Origin of the sequence: Chryseobacterium sp. MDT2-18 (assembly GCF_030815285.1) — a bacterium.
Classification (GTDB): Bacteria; Bacteroidota; Bacteroidia; order Flavobacteriales; family Weeksellaceae; genus Kaistella; species Kaistella salivictor.
Genome location: NZ_JAUSWQ010000015.1, coordinates 22,243 through 42,913 on the forward strand (window position 1 = coordinate 22,243; position 20,671 = coordinate 42,913).

General features: G+C 38.8%; 19 protein-coding genes. 4 read left to right on the forward strand and 15 right to left on the reverse strand.

Annotation, left to right across the window (positions count from 1 at the left end; genetic code table 11):
- Window positions 1–35: 35 nt before the first annotated feature.
- Window positions 36–1,049: a nucleoid-associated protein gene (locus tag QF004_RS13120; protein ID WP_307427113.1), complete on the reverse strand. Its 1,014-nt coding sequence runs from the start codon at window positions 1,047–1,049 to the stop codon at window positions 36–38.
- 335 nt (window positions 1,050–1,384) lie between these two features.
- Between QF004_RS13120 and QF004_RS13125 the strand changes: the two genes are divergently transcribed.
- Both QF004_RS13125 and ppsA read left to right on the forward strand, forming a co-directional pair.
- Window positions 1,385–2,224 (forward strand): universal stress protein, encoded by an 840-nt coding sequence (locus QF004_RS13125; RefSeq protein WP_307427116.1) that lies wholly within the window; start codon window positions 1,385–1,387, stop codon window positions 2,222–2,224.
- Window positions 2,225–2,322: 98 nt separating this feature from the next.
- Entirely contained in the window at window positions 2,323–4,734 is a 2,412-nt protein-coding gene (gene ppsA, locus QF004_RS13130; protein ID WP_307427119.1) for a phosphoenolpyruvate synthase, read from the forward strand.
- Window positions 4,735–4,946: 212 nt separating this feature from the next.
- Here the strand turns inward: ppsA and arsB are convergent, their stop codons facing one another.
- The 5 genes from arsB to QF004_RS13155 all read right to left on the reverse strand — a co-directional run bounded on the left by arsB (window position 4,947) and on the right by QF004_RS13155 (window position 9,385).
- Window positions 4,947–6,005 carry an ACR3 family arsenite efflux transporter gene (gene arsB / locus QF004_RS13135; protein WP_307427122.1) on the reverse strand — a complete coding sequence of 353 codons (1,059 nt, stop codon included), beginning with the start codon at window positions 6,003–6,005 and terminating at the stop codon, window positions 4,947–4,949.
- Window positions 6,006–6,008: 3 nt separating this feature from the next.
- Window positions 6,009–7,796, reverse strand: a complete 1,788-nt coding sequence (gene arsA / locus QF004_RS13140) for an arsenical pump-driving ATPase (protein WP_307427125.1) — start codon at window positions 7,794–7,796, stop codon at window positions 6,009–6,011.
- A gap of 103 nt (window positions 7,797–7,899) precedes the next feature.
- Window positions 7,900–8,508: a protein-tyrosine-phosphatase gene (locus QF004_RS13145; RefSeq protein ID WP_307427128.1), complete on the reverse strand. Its 609-nt coding sequence runs from the start codon at window positions 8,506–8,508 to the stop codon at window positions 7,900–7,902.
- A gap of 51 nt (window positions 8,509–8,559) precedes the next feature.
- Window positions 8,560–9,024, reverse strand: coding sequence for a DUF6428 family protein (locus QF004_RS13150; protein ID WP_307427131.1), 465 nt, complete (start codon window positions 9,022–9,024; stop codon window positions 8,560–8,562).
- A 28-nt stretch (window positions 9,025–9,052) separates the two neighbouring features.
- Window positions 9,053–9,385 (reverse strand): helix-turn-helix transcriptional regulator, encoded by a 333-nt coding sequence (locus QF004_RS13155; RefSeq protein ID WP_133439683.1) that lies wholly within the window; start codon window positions 9,383–9,385, stop codon window positions 9,053–9,055.
- Window positions 9,386–9,765: 380 nt separating this feature from the next.
- Between QF004_RS13155 and QF004_RS13160 the strand changes: the two genes are divergently transcribed.
- Window positions 9,766–9,978, forward strand: a complete 213-nt coding sequence (locus QF004_RS13160) for a helix-turn-helix transcriptional regulator (RefSeq protein WP_307427135.1) — start codon at window positions 9,766–9,768, stop codon at window positions 9,976–9,978.
- Between the two features lie 7 nt (window positions 9,979–9,985).
- Complete coding sequence (locus tag QF004_RS13165) at window positions 9,986–10,162, forward strand: hypothetical protein (RefSeq protein WP_307427187.1); 177 nt, start codon at window positions 9,986–9,988, stop codon at window positions 10,160–10,162.
- Window positions 10,163–10,239: 77 nt separating this feature from the next.
- Here QF004_RS13165 and QF004_RS13170 read toward each other — a convergent pair whose 3' ends face one another.
- The 9 genes from QF004_RS13170 to QF004_RS13210 form a co-directional block, all read right to left on the reverse strand.
- On the reverse strand, window positions 10,240–10,698 hold the full coding sequence (locus tag QF004_RS13170; protein WP_282904659.1) for a hypothetical protein: 459 nt from the start codon (window positions 10,696–10,698) through the stop codon (window positions 10,240–10,242).
- On the reverse strand, window positions 10,699–11,316 hold the full coding sequence (locus QF004_RS13175; RefSeq protein ID WP_282904658.1) for a Panacea domain-containing protein: 618 nt from the start codon (window positions 11,314–11,316) through the stop codon (window positions 10,699–10,701).
- A 198-nt stretch (window positions 11,317–11,514) separates the two neighbouring features.
- A complete protein-coding gene (locus QF004_RS13180; RefSeq protein ID WP_307427139.1) occupies window positions 11,515–12,042 on the reverse strand; it encodes a hypothetical protein in 528 nt (175 codons plus the stop codon).
- Between the two features lie 310 nt (window positions 12,043–12,352).
- A complete protein-coding gene (gene rhuM, locus QF004_RS13185; protein ID WP_307427143.1) occupies window positions 12,353–12,622 on the reverse strand; it encodes a RhuM family protein in 270 nt (89 codons plus the stop codon).
- A gap of 191 nt (window positions 12,623–12,813) precedes the next feature.
- Entirely contained in the window at window positions 12,814–16,272 is a 3,459-nt protein-coding gene (locus QF004_RS13190) for a DEAD/DEAH box helicase family protein (protein WP_307427146.1), read from the reverse strand.
- A gap of 19 nt (window positions 16,273–16,291) precedes the next feature.
- Window positions 16,292–17,416, reverse strand: a complete 1,125-nt coding sequence (locus tag QF004_RS13195; protein ID WP_307427149.1) for a Fic family protein — start codon at window positions 17,414–17,416, stop codon at window positions 16,292–16,294.
- Window positions 17,417–17,582: 166 nt separating this feature from the next.
- Window positions 17,583–18,677 carry a restriction endonuclease subunit S gene (locus QF004_RS13200; RefSeq protein ID WP_307427152.1) on the reverse strand — a complete coding sequence of 365 codons (1,095 nt, stop codon included), beginning with the start codon at window positions 18,675–18,677 and terminating at the stop codon, window positions 17,583–17,585.
- Window positions 18,677–20,239 carry a class I SAM-dependent DNA methyltransferase gene (locus tag QF004_RS13205; RefSeq protein ID WP_307427155.1) on the reverse strand — a complete coding sequence of 521 codons (1,563 nt, stop codon included), beginning with the start codon at window positions 20,237–20,239 and terminating at the stop codon, window positions 18,677–18,679. Before QF004_RS13205 ends, QF004_RS13200 begins: the two co-directional genes overlap by 1 nt.
- A gap of 94 nt (window positions 20,240–20,333) precedes the next feature.
- Window positions 20,334–20,657, reverse strand: coding sequence for an HIRAN domain-containing protein (locus tag QF004_RS13210; protein ID WP_307427158.1), 324 nt, complete (start codon window positions 20,655–20,657; stop codon window positions 20,334–20,336).
- Window positions 20,658–20,671 lie beyond the last annotated feature (14 nt).

The following is a 20,671-nucleotide window of genomic DNA, read 5'->3' on the forward strand; positions in this document are numbered from 1 at the left end:
TAATTCTTAAAAGTTGAGTAAATCAGTCGAACAGCTTATTGTTCTTTCTCGAAATACAGCCGGTAATATTTTCCATTTTCATCCTGGCCCTGTTCAATCATTTTTCGGTCACCGTGGACGTAAATACTGAAGTTTTTGTCGAGCTTGATAATGCTTTTGAAACCGCGGCTCTGTTTTTTCACGGCAGATTCGTTGATGGCAAAATCTTCTGAAATCGACACCTGCATTTCCTGTTCGTAATCGGATTTAAAGTTTCCGAAACTTTCGATCACGTTCTCATCCCGCAAAACTTCTTTGGTAAATTCATCATAGTCGAACTGTTCTTTCTCTTTAAAGAACTCAATTGATTTATTAAGAAATTCCGCTTGATCCGCTTTTGTAGTTTCAAATTCCTGCGGCAATTGTTTGGTGATGAATTCTTTGTAAACGGACAATGTTTCCTGAGTATGGAAATATTCGTCGTCGCGTTGTTTTACCTTCAGGAAATCTTCGAACCAGTAATACATATCGCCGTTCTTATTATTGTCTACGACAGAAACCGCATAACCGGATTCTTTGAAATTGTTGTAAATGATACAGCCTTTATCCAGTTTTGTAAGTCCGATTCCGTAATCTTTTTCGATCTCAAAAGTTTCGCCTTGGGGGGAGATTTTCAGGAAAGGGTTTTTACTTTCTGTTTTAAAAATCCCTATAGAATCGATCTTTATGCCATCGGTTTCTTCCCCTTCGAAATAACATATAAAAAGTTCACCAGGCTGCACACGGGGATTCTCGGTAATATCATAAAGATGTTCGGCTATGTTTTCGGACTCATATCTGAACTTGGCAGGGTCTTCAAAAATTTCTGAAACCGAACTGAACACCGGATTATTAACCAAATAGGTATCACTGTAAAACTGAAACTGTTCTTCGGATTTAAAGGCTTTGAGGAAAAAATCTTCGAGTAATTCCAGCATGCCTTCCTCAGGTTGATATTCCTCCTGTGAAAGAACCAGCGATTCCTGATTGATTTTGTTTCCGACTTTATGGATGATTATTTTGGCGATCATGGTTTAGACAAATTAAGACTGCAAAGATATTTTTAAAAGATTGAAGCAGGAAATTTTTAAAGAAAAATAAAGCCGTTAAAAGTTAAGTTTTTATAAAACCATTAAACTTTCAAAAAATGCAGAAGCGTGAAATTATTGTTGACATCAAAAACCGCAATTTTTTCAGTAAATAATACAGAACGCCTGTACTGAGTGTTTTTTTACTACCGATGACCAATGACAACTGTCATTCTATATCATGACCAGCATCATTGCCTGAAACGGATTTCTCTGCTACTTTTACACCAATCACAACAGCAAATACAGGGAGAACTCCTTATTCAAAACAATATCATATGAAAAAAATTCTGGCAGTTTTTGATGGATTTAATATGTCAAAAAGCACATTGGATTATGCGGTACAACTTACAAAAGTTGCAGATGCCCACCTGGTGGGTGTATTTCTCGATGAATTTATTTACCGAAGCTATAATCTGGTAAAAGTGATGAAGACGTACGAGAATTACGGAGAAAAAATGAAAGAACTGGACGCAAAAGATCAAAAGAAAAGAGATGCGGCTGCCCAGAAATTTCAGAAAGCATGTAACAAAGCCGGTATCCACTTTTCCATCCACCGAGATAAGGGCTTTGCCATCAACGACCTGAAACAGGAAAGCATGTTTGCCGATCTGGTGGTGATCAATGAGTTTGAAGCATTTACAAGAAACAAACAGGAATCGCCGACATGGTTTATCAAAGATCTGCTTCGCGATGTGCAGTGCCCTGTACTGGTGGTGCCCAATAATTTTAAAAAGGTTGACAAAATAGTCCTGTTGTATGATGGAGGGGCTTCGTCTTTATATGCGGTAAAAATGTTCAGCTACCTTTTTGACAGTTTTATGGAGGTGCCGGTGGAGGTGGTTACCGTAAAAGAGGATGCGATGGCTACCTCAAGGTTGCCTGATAATAAACTGATGAGAGAGTTTATCAAAAGACATTTCCCGAAAGCCAGTTTCACTGTTATTAAAGGTACCGTTGAAAATCAGATCACCGGCCATTTACGCCATCATAAGGAAAATGAACTGGTCGTGCTCGGCGCCTACCGGCGCAGTGAATTTAGCCGCTGGCTGAAGACCAGTCTGGCAGATATACTGATGACAGAACTGGATACGCCCTTGTTTATCGCACATCTTTAGCAACATCTTCCAGCCCTTCGGAAATTGCGGTTCTGCCTGCTTGCCAGACAAAACGAAGGCTCGTAAAGCCTGCCGATAAAGTTTAAAAATACAAACCAATGAACGCATATACCATTCCCTTTAACAGGATCGAACTTAGTGCCCTTCCGCAGGTAGGAGGCAAGAATGCATCTCTGGGCGAAATGTTCAATAAACTGTCTCCACTCGGTATTGAAGTGCCGGACGGATTTGCGGTGACCGTTGAAAGCTACCGGTCGTTTCTGCTGCAGAATCAGCTGAGGGAAACCCTCCAACAATTACTGGATACCATCGACCGCGAATCGCTTTCCAATCTTCCAAAAGTGGCCGCACAGTGCCGCACACTGATAACAAATGCCCATCTGCCGGAAGAGGTGAAGACTGAAATAATCAACGCGTACCGCCTGTTGGCAGCCGATAAAAATAATTTACCGGTAGCGGTCAGGAGCAGTGCTACCGCTGAAGATCTTCCTACCGCGAGTTTTGCAGGACAGCACGATTCGTTTTTAAATGTTCGGGGTGAGGAAAATTTACTGAATGCCGTACAACAATGTTATGTCTCTCTGTTCAATGACCGGGCCATAAAATACAGGATTGATAATGGGTTTGATCACATGCAGGTGGGCTTATCGGTAGGCGTGCAGTACATGGTACGGTCAGATGAAGGCTGTGCGGGTGTAATTTTTACCATCGACCCCGAAAGCGGATTTGAAAATGTCATTTATATCACAGGAGCATGGGGTCTGGGTGAAAATGTGGTACAGGGCGCTGTAAACCCTGATGAGTTCTGGGTGTTCAAGCCCACGCTGGCTCAGGGTAAAAACGGACTGATCAGCCGTAAAAAAGGCGAAAAAAAACACAGGATGGTGTATGATGAAACAGGTGAATCAGGCAGACCCGTTAAAACTGTTGAGACTCCCCTGAATAAAAGCACCGCCTGGATTTTATCGGACCCCGAAGTTTTACAGTTGGCCAAATGGAGCTGTGAAATAGAAAAACACTATCGGGTTCCGATGGATATCGAATGGGGAAAGGATGGTATCAGTAATAAAATATACATCTTACAGGCAAGGCCCGAAACGGTTCATTCACAGAAAACCCATGGGGAAGTTTACACTTATAAATTAAAAGAAAAAGGCAGGGTGATCTGCACGGGAAAAGCAGTAGGTAAAAAAATCATCAGTGGCCGTGCCTGCATCATTCATTCTTTAAGCGAAGCACACAAATTGCAGCAGGGCGACATATTGGTTGCAGACATTACGAACCCCGACTGGAATTCCCTTTTACGAAAAGCCGTAAGTATTGTAACCAACAAAGGCGGACGCACCAGTCACGCTTCCATTGTTGCCCGTGAACTGGGTATTGCCGCAATTGTAGGAACAGGCAACGCCACACAGGTGATCAGTGATGGGCAGATCATAACAGTCGCCAATACCGAAGGCGATGAAGGCCATGTATTGGAGGGCAATATTCCGTTTGAAATGGTGACGACTGACTTATCGAAAGTACCGGAAACGGAGACCACTCCACTCTTTATATTGGCTGACCCGGACCGGGCATTTGAGCTTTCACATTATCCCGCGAAAGGCGTAGGTTTGCTTCGGATGGAGTTTATCATCAACAACAGTATTCTTATCCACCCAATGGCACTGGTACAGTTTGACCAGTTGCCCGAAGGTCCGGTGAAAAACACCATTGCTCAGATGACAGCGGGCTACAACAGCAAAACCGAATATTTTGTACAGCAGCTGGCGGAAGCGATAGCAAAAGTGGCAGCAGCCTTTCATCCCAATCAGGTGATTTTGCGGATGAGTGATTTTAAAACCAATGAATATGCCTCACTCGTTGGCGGACAGTATTATGAGCCGAAAGAAGAAAACCCGATGATTGGTTTCCGGGGTGCATCCCGGTATTACGACCGGCGTTATTTACCCGGTTTTGGACTGGAATGTGAAGCAGTGCTAAAAGTGAGAAATGAAATGGGCCTCACGAATGTAAAAGTGATGATTCCTTTCTGCAGAACAATTGATGAAGCGAAGATGGTATTGCAGACCATGGAATCATTCGGATTAAAACGCGGCGAAAATGGGTTGGAAGTATATGTAATGGTCGAGATCCCAAGCAATGTGATACTGGCAGATCAGTTTGCACAACTGTTTGATGGTTTTTCGATCGGCTCCAACGACCTTACTCAGTTAACCTTGGGTCTTGACAGGGATTCGGATATCGTAAGCCATTTATTTGATGAAAACAATGAAGCGGTCACCATCCTGATTGCGCAGGCCATTGCTGCAGCAAAAAAAGCAGGGATTAAAATCGGTTTATGCGGCCAGGCACCCAGCGACTTTCCGGAGTTTTCCCAGTTCCTCGTAGAGCAGGGTATCGATTCCATTTCTTTTACACCCGATTCATTGATAAAAGGAATTGAAAATATTTCAAAAGCAGAATTAAAGAGGAGGAAACCCGATAATGGTCTGGTCAAACAGCAATAATGGGAAAGCACTTTAGTGGCAGCTTCAGAGAAAAACGACGGCATGGATTAATGCAGTTGTTATTTACCGGATAAAAAAATCTGTTATAATCTACCCTCTCTTATTTAATATTCCAGACATTCAATGAGTCTGTTCAGGAAGCTGCGCATGTTCTGGAGTGTCACATGCCCTGCACTTTATCTATTTTAGAATAACTGTGTCTTTCGGTTTTCTTAAGGATACCATTTCCGTTTCAGCCAAAAGGCGACATTTACCAAGGCAATCAGCGCGGGAACTTCCACCAGGGGACCGATTACTCCCGCAAAAGCCTGCCCGGAATTGATGCCGTAAACCCCTATCGCCACGGCAATAGCGAGTTCAAAATTATTGCCCGCAGCGGTAAAGGAAACCGCCGCATTTTGCGAATAATCCGCACCTAGCTTTTTGCCGAGAAAGAAACTTACCAGAAACATCAGCGCGAAATAGAGGACGAGCGGTACAGCAATGCGCAACACATCAAAAGGGATCTGCACGATCATGTCTCCTTTTAGACTGAACATGAGGACGATCGTGAATAACAGCGCGATTAAGGTAACGGGAGAAACCTTCGGAATGAAAACACGGTCATACCACTCCTCCCCTTTTGCTTTCAGCAGGAAATACCGCGTCAAGAAACCCAGAACAAAAGGAATTCCCAGATAGATGGCCACACTTTCAGCAATCTGCACAACCGTAATATCGACTTCGGAGCCCGAAATTCCAAAAAGCGGTGGCAAAACGGTGATAAAAAGATACGCGTAAAAACTGTAGAAAATCACCTGAAAGATACTGTTGATTGCAACCAGCCCCGCTGCGTATTCGCGGTTTCCATCGGCGAGTTCATTCCAGACCATGACCATCGCAATACATCTTGCCAAACCGATGAGGATCAGTCCGGTCATGTATTCCGGTTGGTCATGCAGGAAAATAACAGCCAGAAGAAACATCAGAAGGGGCCCGATCACCCAGTTCAGAAGAAGGGAGACTCCGAGGATCTTTGTGTTTTTGAAAACCTTCGGCAGTTCTTTGTACCGCACTTTTGCAAAAGGCGGATACATCATCAGAATCAGACCGATGGCCAAAGGAATATTGGTGGTGCCATAAGAAAACCTATTGATCACGGTGGAAGAACCCGGATAAAAATACCCGATACCCACTCCGAGGAACATCGCCAGGAAGATCCAGAGCGTAAGATTTTTATCCAGAAAGGAAAGCTCTTTTCTTTCGTGGGGTGCACAGTTGTTTGCTGACATTGTTTATTTTTTAAGAGAGGAGTTTGTTTTTACATGTTCCAATAATTCCGGAAGTAAATCTTTGACAGGCATATATGGAATGCCGAAAATTCTTTCAGTTAGATTTTCCTTAATGTTACTGATGATTTCTTCCTCTGCGTGGGCACGGCTTTTCAGCAATGGATCGGTGATTCCCGGAACCATGGATAAACTTTGGTTGATCATCCACGCATAGGGACTGATGCCGGCTCTTTTCAAATCTTCCTGCAGCGAAGCAGCTTCCTGCATGGGGGTGGTTTCAGGCAATGAGATCAGCAGCACTTTCGAATGTGAGACATCCTGAAGTGCCATATACGGCGTGCGGATTTTCCCGTGTTCAGTCTGCATGTTTCGCATGACCTCCCGGTGATAGCTTCCCGCAGTGTCCAAAAGCAAAAGGGTATGTCCGGTCGGTGCCGTATCCATCACTACGAATTTCCTCCGGCTTTCGCTGATGGCTTTTGAAAATGCGTGGAATACGGCAACTTCTTCGGTGCAGGGTGATTTCAGGTCCTCCATCAGCAGTTTGCGGCCCTCCTCATCAAGATTTTTCCCTTTTTGCTGAAGAATTTTATCGATGTACCGCTGGGTTTCTTCTTTTGGATCAATACGGTCAACCGTAAGATTTGATGGGATGAGGGGAATCTGGCTGATGAAATCCTGAAGGTGCGCCGCAGGATCCGTAGTGGTCAGAAGTACTTCCAGACCTTTCTGCGCCAAAAGCAGTGCGACTGCTGAAGCGGTAAGCGTTTTGCCTACCCCGCCTTTCCCCATCGTCATGATCAGTCCGGACTGCCGATCGGCGCTGAGTTCCTCCACCAAATCATTCAGATTTTTCAGATGAAAATCCAGCGGAACACTTTGCTCCGGAACTGCAGAATATTCCGCCTGCAGCGCAGGCTGGAAAACAGAGCGAAGTTTTCCGATACCCAGAATATTATACGGCAAAAGTGGAAGTATATACTGTGGAAGCGCTTTTAGAGAGGATGGCAGCTGCTGTATCTGCTCTTTTGCCAAGGCCTCCATTTTAAGAGCGAAGGCGTCATTACGCGCAATCGCAGAGAAAACACCGTTGATATACAGCTGCTGGTTATTCATTCCGAGTTCACGCAGTTCGTCACTGGTGCGGGCAGCCTCTTTCAGCGATGATTTTTCAGGTCTTGTAACAATATTAAAAGTGGTTTCAGAGGCATCTTTCAGCCGGTCAACTACTTTTCTGTACCGCTGCTGACTGCTTTTCAAAGCTGAAGAAGGGCCAAGACAGGAAGCTCCACCGGGATTTTCTTCGGTAAATGAGGACCAGGCCGCGGGAAGTTCCAGCAGGCGCAATGTATGACCGGTGGGGGCGGTATCAAAAATGATAACATCGTAGGGGTCGCCTTCATATTCGCCGGAGATAAAGCGCGAAAACTCATCAAAAGCGGATATTTCTGTCGTGCAGGCTCCCGAAAGCTCTTCCTTTATTTTTTTAAGTTCGGCCTCCGGTAAAATATCTTTTAAAGGTTCTGTTGCACGTTTTCTGTATTCCTCCGCTGCAACTTCCGGATCAATATTGATGGCAAAAAGACCTTTAATGCCGCTTACAGGGTTGGTATGCCCGTTGACGTCACTTTGCAGAACTTCCGCAAGGTTTGAGGCTGGATCCGTACAGACCAGCAGCACCTTTTTTCCTTCTTCTGCAAGCTGTATGGCGGCCGCGCATGCAATGGTGGTTTTTCCTACACCGCCTTTGCCGGTGAAAAACAAATAAGGAGTTGTCGTCATCTCTTTCATTTTTAGGAGTTAAGGATCACAGCTGTTTCCGCCATCCATCTTTACAGGGGTTGTATCAGTGGCTATCTCAAAGTTTTTCCACTTCATTGGAACCCCGGGCGGATCATTTAATCCGGCTCATCACATAATGCATTTCCGCTGCGATTTCCAGACTTCGGTTGAAGTAAGTGCGGTCCATTTCATGCGTACCGTCGCTGGATTTGGGATCTTCAAACGGTACAGGAATTCGCTTCTCAGCTCCCGCTATGAAAGGACAGCCCGCGTCAGCATTGGAACAGGTTATGATGGCGGCAAAGCCCGAAACAGGATTGAAGGCATCATCATATTTCTTGGAAAAACAGATGACCGGATGCGCATTTTCCGCATATTTTACAGCATACACCGGATTTTCTGTTTCTGAAAGTTTCTGAATCTGCAGTCCCTGCCATTCCAGTGTTTCTGCCACTTTAGGAAACATTGCCGTGGCTTCGGTACCGCCGGAGTAACAGAACACATTTTTGATACCGAAATGTTCTGCCATCACCTGCGCCCAAATCTGAGAAAGGTGGCTTCTGCGCGAATTATGAGTGCAGATAAAGTTGAGGTTGATTCTTTCACCGGCGTCTGCCTTTTTCTGAATGAATTCCGCCAGCGGCTTCAAGATTTCCATTCTTTTATCTGATATCGTCATCATGGCAATGACCTCAATGCTTTCCATTACGTTTTTGAACATGCTGTTATGGTGATTTGATTAAAGAAGTATTGAATGATATTGTTATCTTTTTTAGCAGCAGCCGGATCCCGGAGCGCAGGTGCTGCCCTGAAGATCAGCCATTTTAAGTTTCGGTTTTCCCTGCGGAATTCCACAGGCATCCTCTGCAAGGCACGCGGTGGTTTTTGCAGTGAGCACAAATGCGCTTCCGTTGAATTCCAGCCCAAATTTACCGATGGTAGCCTGTTGGTATTCCACTTCAATTTCTGCATCTTCAATACCCAGTTTTTCTTCGGAAAGAGCGATGATTTTTTTTAGTTTTTCCGCTTCCAGGCGGTGGTCATTGTCTGTGGAAAACCACAGCTGGAAGTTGATGGCTTTTTCGTCGCGCATCACCCCGCCACAGTCGATAAATCTTTTGTTGATCTGGCCGACTTCGGTGACGTGGAAATGTTGGGGAACCTGCTCACCGTTTTCCAGAACAAAGTGAAGTTCCTGAAGATCGTTGAGGATGTTTTTAATTTCTGAAAGTTTCATATTTGGTTGATTTTAATGAGGTTAAAGTTTAACAGCAGCCGCTTTCCTGTTTTTCGATTTTGTGAAAAATATGGTCGATAAAGGTTTGGAATTGATGGATGGTTTCTTTGTTGATGCAATATTTTATTGAGGCTCCCTCGATGGTTCCCTGGATGATTCCGGCATTTTTCAGTTCCTTTAAATGTTGCGATACGGTAGCCTGCGCCAATGGAAGTACGTCCACAATATCATTGCAGATACAGGTATCGGTGGAAAGCAGGTAATCGATAATCGCAATGCGGGCGGGGTGCGCCATCGCCTTTAGCAGCACCGCCATTTCATTCTGTTCATCGGTAAAATGTTCTGTTTTTGTAAGCCCCATATTCTTCTGTATTATTCTATTGCAATATTACGATATGTTTTGCAAACTGAAATGTTTTTTTCTTAAAAATGCTGATTTTCTGTTTGGTTCTTTCTTACATCATCGTTCCTCTATGATCTTTTCTCTCTGTTATCTATGGTTTAATATCTTTCTCTATTATCTTTTCTCTATTATCTTTTCTCTATTATCTTTACTCTATTATCTTTTTTCTATTATCTTTTTTCTATTATCTTTTTTCTATTATCTTTTCTCTATTATTTTTACTCCGTTCACTTTCAAAAACCCCTATCGGGTATAAAAACATTAAAGATCAGATATTTATACCCTTTGGGGTACAATATAAAAGAATTTATATATCTTTATACCCGTAAAGGTATATTATGACTAATTTAAGTGATTTTGTGAAACAAAAAAGAAAGTCGACAGGACTCACCCAGGAAGATCTGTCTTTAAAAGCAGGAGTTGGTTTAAGATTTATCCGTGAACTTGAACAAGGCAAGCCCACTTTGAGAATGGATAAAGTGAATCAGGTTCTATCACTGTTTGGTCATGAGTTATCTCCAACTAAAATAACAGATCATGAAGAGCGGTAAAGTTTTTATGCACAACAATTTTGCAGGAATTATTACGGAAGATCGTGAAGGTTATCATTTTCAGTATGATTCTGAATACCTTAATTCTGAAAATCCTGAACCCAAAATTGCTTTATATGAAAGGATGTTGAAAGAGAAGGATAAGATGATGGGGCGGTTGGAAAAATTTATTCAAGAGAAATAAAATATTATAAAACAAATATCCTGAGAATGTTCTCGGGATATTTTGTTATTTGATTTAATACGCAATCTTTGAATGCGCTAATCAGATAAATTTAAAAGCAGGAATTCCCGGTGTTTTTTACGAAGCAGTTTACTTCCGGTAATACATTTTAGAAATCTTTTATACTCTACTTCTGACAACTGACCCATTAATTTTGCGTCATCTGGAAAATAACTTAAAATGGTTTTATAGGAAATTACTTCAATATTGTCTCTAAAAAAAACAAAGGTATTTTTATCAAAACTAAAATCACCTCCATTCTTATCAGTTCCAATAATCCTGTCTTTTAGAAAGCTGAAAAAAGAAAAGAAATCATTATTAGTGCATCCGTGTTTTACCAGATCATCCGGTATCTTTTGCTGTGATGTTGTTAATGCACGAAGTAATAAGGAATTTTCATCATCTATTCCGACTACGAGCAATATTTTATTCGTGGGCGTTCCTCCATCTTCATATCGATAGTTTGCAATAAAATAAATACTACCCTTCGTAAACATTTACAAAGAAAATTCGTTGTGCGAAAGCGAAGATTCAAATGCAGATTTATAGGCCATCTGTTTATACACGTCGTCTTTAATCAGATCAGTGAATGGTATTGTGAAATCGCTTCTGTTCTGCATCAGTGCAAACTGCAGCTGCAACTCCTTATCTTTAACTACGGTATCCCACAGTGAACCCTGAGTATGAAGCATTTCAATGATATCGGCACCAGATAAATGTCCATATTCTTTTAAAACCCTGTCCATTAATTCAATATCATATTCTGAGAATTCATCTTCAGAAAATTGCTTTTTCGGTACGATGACATACGCATCACGTGTTTCCGATGACACAGGATTAGGCACTTTATTTACGGCAATAAATTCCGAAAGATAAATCTCTTCCTTTTGGTGAGGAAGAACTTCGCGTAAATCCGTATATAATTCTTTTGGCACAGGACCCATTTTCCATGCTTTATATTCCATCCAGGAAAAAGGCACGCCAGTTTCCTTCACCGAAGTTTCATCTAACAGATAAAGCAGTTTCAATGCCTTCGTTAAATAGACACCGCCTAACTTTTCAGCAATATAAATGAGCGCGTTAGCAATTTTGATATGTTCAGTATGTGCAGACATGGTTGTTAAATGGTTTTGCAAAAATACAAATTTCGCATTACAAATGTATAATTATTTGATATACAAAACAATGCCATAAAAAAAGCACGTTCTTATACTCCTCATTCTCTGTAATCGGCGGATAGCTAAACTCTTGAGGATCTATATTGATTGAGGTAAGTGCCATTTATTGGTTGACTGCAGTAATTTTTAAATACCTTATCTTTTTCTATTACTTCCCTTGTGTATTATACTTCTGCGCGCAGAAAGTTTCTGTTGCAGTGCGGCCTTTGCTACTGCAGATTTTTGAGCAGGCGCATATTCGCGGTCATTTTTTTTCAGAAATTCCTGTTCTCTGGACATATCCAGATTTTCGTACTCTATTTTTCCCAGCAAAAGATTCACAGAATAGCGGTCAATTTCGTGACCTGATACATTTAGGTTCTTAGGATGATTTTCGCCCTGATTATTCCAACCGCGCAGTTCAATGAGCATCCGTGGACTGTCAGGATTATAACCGGCCTGAAATAAAACGTGAGAGATTTTTTTAGGTTCTGAAAATTTATTCTTTCTGAAATCTTTATATAGGCGTGACAGAATAAAGTCACCAGGCTCGCGGTATTCAACATTCTTTTCTCCCGATTTCATATGGTACAGGTAAACTGTTTTAATCGTTAGAAAAAGGTAATCATCTTTGGTAAGACCCAACTTAGTAATGGTCTTTTCTAATTCTAAATTTTCAATCATAACGTACTTTTGTGATGGTGTTAATTGCTAAAATAAAGTCCATAATTGTCGCAGCCTCAGTATCCTTTACTTCCGGATTCGCTAGAAGCTGTTGACTTCTGATGTCCATTTCGAACTTTATCTATTTCTCTTAAAATTCTCCGCCTGCTCCAGCACATTTTTATAGACCTCATCCTGTGTGATTGCTGGATAACCAAACTGGTGCAGCTTCGAGCATTTTTTGAAATAAAGAATGCTGTTATTTCACTTTCTATCTAAAACTCTCTTTCAATAAACTCTGGAACAAGTGCTCACTTTTGGCTAAAGTTTCCTACGCCAATTGTTTTTGGATTTCTATTTTTTCAATGTGTTCTACAAACAGATTTTGAAGTTCAATCGCCGGCTGGAAAATTTCCAACTCTCTTAATGCTGTTTCCCCAGATCTGAATGGTGTTCCCTGTTTGGATTTCACTCTGCGGCCAACGGAAATTATGACATCTAAATTGTAGTGCTCAATTTCCCTTTCAATAATTCTGTTTCCTTCGGTTCGAACTTGTCGGAATTTTCGACAGGTTGATTCTTGTAACAGTTTATTTTCCAAAAAAATATTTTGAATATGCTCCGTAATCGTAGAAACAGTTCAGCCATTTGAGCTTGTGCAAGCCAAACAGTATCCTGCTCAAATAGCACTTCTATTTGAGCAGGATACTGTTTGGCTTGATAAATTTCTATCTGCTTTTTAATTTCCATAATTTATAAAATAGATCTGAATTGTTATCTTTTTGTCATACCTCACGCAATATCTGCACTTTGGGAAATCTCTTCAATTAGTTTAATAATTCTGAAAGTTTTCTGGTCTTCTTCAAAAACGCCAAAAACACCATTGTCATTGGTATCCGTAAATGGCGGTCGCGTTAACATCTGCTTTTCTAACACTCCATTTTTGTTTAAATAATCTATGATTTTTTGTACAAATAATATTTGATTTGCATTGAGGTTTTCGTCTTGAATAAAAGATGCAAAATGTTGATTAGCCGCTTCTATATCTAAACCTAAAACCTTTCGTACAAAAACGCCCAAAGATTTGGTTCCATACTCTTTCTCTATTTCAGAAAGTTGAAATTTTTCGTGGGTTAAAAATTGCTCTAAAGAAGTTAATTCTAATGGAGTAATCGGTATGTTTTTATAAATTTTATCGATCACCAAATGATGCTTATTTTTCCTGATAAAATTTTCTACCCGGTCTTTATAACTTTGTAAAGTGGTATAATTTTCTAACAAATCTCGTTCTTTCACTAAACTAAGATTCAGCACATCTTCAAAATTAGAATAAACTGGCACCTCTTTTTCTTCATCTTTTAACAAATGAATCAAACTACGAAGATCTTCCCGCACTTTCTCTAATCTTTTAAGATTCACGGTACTCCAAAAATCATCAGAAACAATTGCAATAATGGTTTGTTCTTTCATTCTTACAGAAGGAATATTCAATTTCTTTTGTAGTAAGGTTCCTATTTGAATAATATTTTGAATAAAATAGTTTTGCTTTTTGGAAGCATTAAGAATTGCATTCTGAAGTTGATAAATAATTAAATCAAACTTTTTAGCCATCTCATCTTTGTCATCATTATAGGAAGCCAAATCTGACAAGTGATTCTGAATTTCGATCATTGCAGAATTATTCAAATTTTCCCATGCCGCTCTATTTTTATATTTAACCACAAATTCCCAATGCTTTCGAACTTGAAAACGATTTTCATCTAATTGTAGAATTTTTCGGTGTAATTCATCGGTGTATAAATTGGCAAATTCCATTTCTTCAGTAGTAGAATTTTCATTAGTTCTGATACTTTGAACCACTTCAAGTTGTGCTTCGAAGAGTTGTTTTTGCAAAGATTTTACCGTATTTCCGTTTGTACCTTCTGGAAATTCATCAAAGAACTCAAAGTTTCCACAAACATCAAAAATCAAGAAATGTTTTTTATCACGTCCAATTCCGAAAATATCTGGACAAAGACGAGTTCCTCTCCCAATCATTTGCCAATATTTAGCGTAAGATTTCACTTCTTTGAAAAAAATCAAATTCAAAACTCTTGGTGCATCAACTCCAGTATCCATCATATCTACCGAAACTGCAATTTGCGGATCTTTGTCATCGCCTTTATCGAAACAAAACTTCTCTAATAAATCTTGGGCTTTGTCTTCATAATTATCAATTACCCGCAAAAACTTACCGTTATACTCGGGATAATTTTTATTAAATCTTTCCTCTATAAAAGTTGCATGACGATGGTTTTTTGCAAAAATAATGGTTTTACCCAGTTTATCGCCTTCTTGTACATGTTGACCTTCAGTCATTAAATAATCTAAAACCAAATCCACAGTATCTGCATTAAAAAGAAAACTATTGATTTTACTTTTAGCGATAATTGGATTATAATCTTCTTCTTCGGTATTTGCCGCAATACCAAAAAGTTCTTCAAATTGTTTTTTATCTTTTTCGCTCAAATCCTTGTATTTCACACCTTCTCTTGGAAATTTTACAGGAAGCGTGAATGCTTTTGGTGGCACCAAATAATTGCTTTTTACGGCTTCATCTAATTCATAAGAATAGGTAGGGTTGTCGTCTTCTATTTCAAATAAGTGATAGGTATTAATATCGATATCTTTTTTCGGCGTTGCGGTTAATCCAATTAAAATAGCATCAAAATAATCGAAAATGGCTTGGTATTTTTGATAAACAGATCTGTGAGCCTCATCAATAATGATAACATCAAAATGACCGATACCATACATTTTTTGATCCTCAACTTTGCTTCCATCTATTCTATTCATGATGGTAGGATAAGTAGAAAAAACTACTCTTGCGTTCGGATCTTCTTTTTCTTTGGTTAAATTAATCGCAGAAAGATGTGGCAAATGTTCTTTAAAAGCATTTTTTGCTTGGTTAACCAAAGCGTTTCTATCTGCTAAAAACAATATTCTTTTTGCCCAACTGCATTTGATCATCATATCTACAATTGCTGCTGCAGTTCGGGTTTTTCCGCTTCCTGTTGCCATTACCAAAAGTGCCTTTCGGGTTTTACCTACCAATTGATGTTGCGGATTATCTGTAACTAAAGCTTCTGCAACACGCTGTATTGCTTGTAACTGATACGGTCTTCCAACTATATCTTTATTAACATTAAATAATCGTAAATCCAAACGCTCGGTTCTACGACGAATTAAGGATTGCAATTCTTCTTTTTTATAGAAACCATATACTTTTCTGGTGGTGTAGAAAGTGTCATCCCACATATAGGTATTAAAACCGTTGGTGTAATAAATTACAGGTCTTTGTCCGAATTCTTTTTCTAAACAATCGGCATATAAAGTTGCCTGGTGTCTTCCCTTTGTTGCATCATGTGAAGTTTTTTTGGCTTCTACAACTGCCAAAGGTTTCCCGTTATCATCCCACAAAACATAATCTGCATAGCCAATTCCTGATGGATTGGTAGATAATGGCATTCCTTCTACTTGGTATTCTATATCTTTTCCTGATACCAAACTATTCCAACCTGCTTCTTTTAATAATAAATCAATGAGAACTTTTCTGGTTTCCACTTCCGATGTTAATTGTGGAACTGCTTCTTGGTTGTGGTATTCTTTGGTACGTTCTTCTTTTCTTTCTGCAAATAATCTGGCTTGTTCTTCTGCTTGTTTTTTTAACAAACGGTTTTCTTCTACCAGAATCAAGTATTTTTTATTGCTTTGTTCGGTTTCTTTTCTATGCTTATCAAATTTTCTGGCAAGTTCTTCAAGTTGCTTATTCGATTTGTCATTAATATCTCCATACGGAATTACACCTTCATTAAAAGCTGGAATTTCCGGATCGTTTTCGCTGTAATATTTGCTAAGCCAGGACAAAAATCTAAAAGCATTTTTTAAAGTTTGCAAAGCTTCTAAAGCACGTACTTTTTTACCATGAGCAGCATCATTCCCAAATCTGCGAATGATGTCTAACTCTACAAACATACTTGGTTTGATGACATTTTTGAAAGAATCGCTAAAAAGTAAAGACGCCAATTTGGTGTCGTAAGGAAACTCTAAATCTTCATCATTTTGATAGAGCCAAAAAAGTGCTTTTTCCAATGTACTTCTGCACAACAAAGCTGCATATCTTGGTGCAGTAAAAGTATGGCGTTCTGCTTCTACGATTTCTTCATAGATTTTCGGGAACTCCTCTTTTAAAAAGGTAAAGTTGGTATTCATTGGCTATTTGTAAAAACAATTAATTTTCGAAAAGTTGCACGTAATCTTCAAACAAATATAGTTTTCCTCTTTGTGCTCCAGTAATTTCTTTCAGTATTTTCAAATCTTCTAGCAGGCTTATTGTTTTGTAAGCCGTATTGGTAGATTTTTCAATGATATTTACAACATCCTGTATATTGATAATAGGTTTGTTATACATTGCTTTTACTACTTTCATAGCGTCTAAACTTCGTACTCCAGTATCTTTTAATTTTTGCTCAGTCATTTTTTCCAATTGCATTATCGCATCAAAAGTCGTTACTCCTTTCTTTGATGTTTCTATGACTCCATTCAAGAAAAACTTTAACCATTGATTGATATCATTATGAGTACGAACACGCATTAAGTTGTCGTAATACAAACTTCTATTTCTTTCAAAATAATCTGATAAATACAGAATCGGCTTCTTCAAAATACCTTTATCAACGAGATACAGTGTAATAAGCAATCTTCCAACCCTTCCATTCCCGTCTAAAAATGGGTGTATCGTTTCAAACTGATAATGAATGATGGCTATTTTTATAAGATCTGGTATACTCAGTAATTCATCATTTGCGAATTTTTCTAAATCTGACATTAATGCAGATAACGAATCTTGATTCGGCGGTACAAAAGTAGCATCATTGATACTTGCACCACCAATCCAGTTTTGGCTACTTCTATATTCTCCTGGCAATTTTCCTGCTCCTCTTACTCCTTGCAAAAGAATCTTATGCGTTTGGCGTATGAGCCTAGAGGAAAATGGAAGTGAATGAAGTAATAATACCGCTTCATTCATCGCTGAAATATAATTTTGCACTTCTTCCCAATCATTTCGTTTCTCACTTGTGACATCTTCTTTAGACAAGAAAACGTCTTCTATATTGGTCTGCGTTCCTTCTATTTTAGAAGATTGAGTGGCTTCCTTGGCAATGTGCATTTTGATAAAGTGTTCTATATCCACATACTCTGAGTACATATCTAATCTTCCCAAACTTCTATCTGCTTTGCTTAATAAATTGAGCATAGACATATCATCAAAAAGCCAATCGCGAAAGATTTCATTGGGCTGAAAACTTTTGTAATATCCTTGATTAATTTGGACTCCTGATTTGAATGATTTCATTTTTTCTGAATTAATGAATTTGGGTTTCTATTAAATTCAAATTTAAAACAAAATATAGAATAACACAATGTCTTATTTCAAAATTGTAGCGTATTTTGAATTAAAGATATTTCTTATTTCAAAATAATACCATTTATTGAAATAAGAAGTTTAGTTATTTCTCTTTCTATCTAAAACTCTCTTTCAATAAACTCTGGAACAAGTGCTCACTTTTGGCTAAAGTTTCCTGCGCCATTTGTTTTTGGATTTCTATTTTCTCACTGCGTTCTGCAAATTGGTTTTGAAGTGTAGTAGAAAGTAAAAATATTTCATAAGAGCGAATATCTGCAAAATTTAAACCTGCTTTAACACCTCCTTTATCTAACTTATTAAACATTAGTTGTCCACCTTTGCTTGCAATATATGCGCTTACAAAGTTTGGGTTAAATTGATTATTTACTCTTAAAATCGCTAAATGCTGGTTTATAAAAGCGTCAGGAAAATCCTTCGGTATTACCGCTGTCCTTCCTAGATCAGCCGTAATAGACAAAACAATATCGTTCTCTTTTACTCTTGTTCTTTTAGCCTCTGCGTTGGAAGGCGCATTTACATAACCGATTTCGTTTAATTTAAGTTTATTGTATCCAACGTTTTGTATTCGTAGAAAAACATCTCCTATTTCACTGTAATATTTTGCCCAACCTCTTGAACCGCTTGTCATAAAATCTAAAATCTCTCCCAACTTTACTTTCCCCCAACCTTTTTCATTTTTTACAGGGTCACCAAACATATCAATAAAAAGAGATTGGGTAAGTTGGTCGTACTTTTCTAGCAATTGCTTGTTGTAAGAAATAATTTCCTGTGCTTTGTCCAACTTTGCTGCAATGTTTTTTTGAGTGGAAAGTGAAGGTTTTGGAACTTCAACATTAAACAAACCTTGTCTCGTAATTTGAGGCTGTGCTGAACCTGAAATAACATCCTGAAAACCTCGTTGTTTTAAAACATAAACTAAATAGTTTAAATCGTAATCATTAACTAAATTATCTAAAGCCATGGCGTTTCCATTGACATATGATTTAGGTTCTGAAATATTTATACTTCCACAAGTTGCGCCTCTACACGTAATTAAAACGGTAGGAAACTCATGAGTAAACTTATCATAAAACCCAATTTTTCCATTTGCACCATAAACAGGATATTTGCCTTCTTTCAAAATCTCATTACCTGAAATAGTTTTCCATTGCTTTGGATTACAAATATCAATTAATTTCACTCTCTCCATTATCCCAACATATTTTCAAGTTCAAGAATGGCGGCTTGTCTTTTTGCATCAATGGATTTAATATCTGCAATTAAAGCACTTGGTTTTTCGTAATGCACTTCTTCGTAAATGGTTTCTTTGTATCGGTTAATGCTTAAATCATAATCATTGGCTACAATATCTGCTTTAGGAACAAGAAAAGATTGCTGAGTGCGTGCTTCGACAAGATCAGCAACAGCCGAAGAAGACAAATCGGCAATTTTATTCCAGTCTAAAAGAATATTTGGGATATCACATTTGCCGGCAGTTCCTTGTAAAACATTTTCGGGTTCGGTGAAACATTGTTCCAGCGCCTCTTCAGAAATTAATAGATTCCGTTTATCATCTAAACTATAACCATCGGCTTTCATATCATAAAACCAAACATTGTCTGTTCCGCCAGAATTGGTTTTGGTGAATAATAAAATGGCGGTACTTACGCCTGCATACGGTTTGAAAACACCACTTGGCATAGATATTACGCCTTGCAATTGTTGGTTATCTACCAATTCTTTTCTCAAATTTTTGTGTGCGGTACTGCTTCCAAACAAAACACCATCTGGAACAATAACTGCAGCACGACCTCCTAATTTCAACATTCGAAGAATTAGAGAAAGAAATAGAAGTTCGGTTTTTTTGGTTTTGGTAATTTGTAGTAAACTTTTTTCTACTTCTTCGTAATCCAGCGCCCCTTTGAATGGTGGATTGGCTAAAATGACAGAATATTTACTGGTTGTATCATTGCTTTCTGCCAAAGCACTTCCGCCCATTAAATTAGGTGTTTCGATGCCATGCAATTGCAGATTCATCGAAGCGATTCGCATCATGGAAGGATCGATTTCCATTCCGTTGAACATTTGAGTATTATAGTGCTCTCGGAAATCTTTTTCTAAAAACCAATCGGGTTGTGTTTCTCTTATATACTCACTTGCAGCAACCAAAAAACCAGCAGTTCCCAAGGAAGGATCGCAAATGGTGTCGTCTTTTTTGGGTGCTAAAAGGTCGACCATCATTCGGATAATATGTCTTGGTGTACGGAATTGTCCGTTCGTTCCTGCTTCGGCAATTTTACCGAGCATATATTCGTACAGATCGCCTTTGGTATCTTTATTATTTAGGGGAAGTTTGTCTATTTGCTGTACTACTTTATCCAATAATTTTGGGGTAGCAATCATAAAGGTTGCGCCTTTCATATATTCGGAAAACTTACCACCAGTTGCGCCCAAAGTCTTCATAAAATCAAACGCGGTAAGATTATCAATATTCACTTGAGGACGTGTGAACAATTGGTACATCAACTCTGGATCTTTATCTTTGAATGAACTCCAGCGAAGTTCACTTTGTGCAGCCGAATAAATATTTTTTTTGAGTGAAGATCCCAAAATGGTGGTTTCTTTTTCAATCAGAATTTGTTTATCATCTAATTGCTTTAGAAAAATAAGATAGGTAAACTGCTCAATTACAGTAAGCGGATTAGAGATTCCACCGGTCCAGAAGTCGTTCCAGATTCTATCTATTTGAGATTTTATTTCGCCTGTGATCATGTTATATAGGTAAGTTAAATTTTGTAAAAATAAGGATTAAGAAACAGCCTTCAAAACAATTTGTAATGAAGACTGCGAATGTTTAGCATTAATACTAATTGATGAGATGTGCCACCACCTGAATTTGATTTTCGGGATGTTCATCTTTGGAAATCCTTTGAATGCGTGCTTCCACAAACTTCTGCAAACCAACTGTAAAGAGTTTGTAAAAAATTCTATTTTCCGCTTTTGGGATAAAACCGAGCTTGTGGTCTTTGTAATAAATGGCAAGGGCTCTTGCATCATATTTATTATCCGAATCTAATTTGAGTTTCAGTTTTGAGCCAATTTTCAAATCTTTGAATGCTAAAGCTCCATCGTAGTAGGTGAATCCTGCAATATTGAAGTTGGCTAAGTGTTCTTTCTTTGTGTTCATCATAATTTTTTTTAAAA

Excerpts from the sequence above, each read along its gene's own strand:
- QF004_RS13120 (WP_307427113.1), bottom strand. The coding sequence starts at position 1,049 with ATGATCGCCAAAATAATCATCCATAAAGTCGGAAACAAAATCAATCAG.
- QF004_RS13125 (WP_307427116.1), top strand. The coding sequence starts at position 1,385 with ATGAAAAAAATTCTGGCAGTTTTTGATGGATTTAATATGTCAAAAAGC.
- ppsA (WP_307427119.1), top strand. The coding sequence starts at position 2,323 with ATGAACGCATATACCATTCCCTTTAACAGGATCGAACTTAGTGCCCTT.
- arsB (WP_307427122.1), bottom strand. The coding sequence starts at position 6,005 with ATGTCAGCAAACAACTGTGCACCCCACGAAAGAAAAGAGCTTTCCTTT.
- arsA (WP_307427125.1), bottom strand. The coding sequence starts at position 7,796 with ATGAAAGAGATGACGACAACTCCTTATTTGTTTTTCACCGGCAAAGGC.
- QF004_RS13145 (WP_307427128.1), bottom strand. The coding sequence starts at position 8,508 with ATGTTCAAAAACGTAATGGAAAGCATTGAGGTCATTGCCATGATGACG.
- QF004_RS13150 (WP_307427131.1), bottom strand. The coding sequence starts at position 9,024 with ATGAAACTTTCAGAAATTAAAAACATCCTCAACGATCTTCAGGAACTT.
- QF004_RS13155 (WP_133439683.1), bottom strand. The coding sequence starts at position 9,385 with ATGGGGCTTACAAAAACAGAACATTTTACCGATGAACAGAATGAAATG.
- QF004_RS13160 (WP_307427135.1), top strand. The coding sequence starts at position 9,766 with ATGACTAATTTAAGTGATTTTGTGAAACAAAAAAGAAAGTCGACAGGA.
- QF004_RS13165 (WP_307427187.1), top strand. The coding sequence starts at position 9,986 with ATGCACAACAATTTTGCAGGAATTATTACGGAAGATCGTGAAGGTTAT.
- QF004_RS13170 (WP_282904659.1), bottom strand. The coding sequence starts at position 10,698 with ATGTTTACGAAGGGTAGTATTTATTTTATTGCAAACTATCGATATGAA.
- QF004_RS13175 (WP_282904658.1), bottom strand. The coding sequence starts at position 11,316 with ATGTCTGCACATACTGAACATATCAAAATTGCTAACGCGCTCATTTAT.
- QF004_RS13180 (WP_307427139.1), bottom strand. The coding sequence starts at position 12,042 with ATGATTGAAAATTTAGAATTAGAAAAGACCATTACTAAGTTGGGTCTT.
- QF004_RS13190 (WP_307427146.1), bottom strand. The coding sequence starts at position 16,272 with ATGAATACCAACTTTACCTTTTTAAAAGAGGAGTTCCCGAAAATCTAT.
- QF004_RS13195 (WP_307427149.1), bottom strand. The coding sequence starts at position 17,416 with ATGAAATCATTCAAATCAGGAGTCCAAATTAATCAAGGATATTACAAA.
- QF004_RS13200 (WP_307427152.1), bottom strand. The coding sequence starts at position 18,677 with ATGGAGAGAGTGAAATTAATTGATATTTGTAATCCAAAGCAATGGAAA.
- QF004_RS13205 (WP_307427155.1), bottom strand. The coding sequence starts at position 20,239 with ATGATCACAGGCGAAATAAAATCTCAAATAGATAGAATCTGGAACGAC.
- QF004_RS13210 (WP_307427158.1), bottom strand. The coding sequence starts at position 20,657 with ATGATGAACACAAAGAAAGAACACTTAGCCAACTTCAATATTGCAGGA.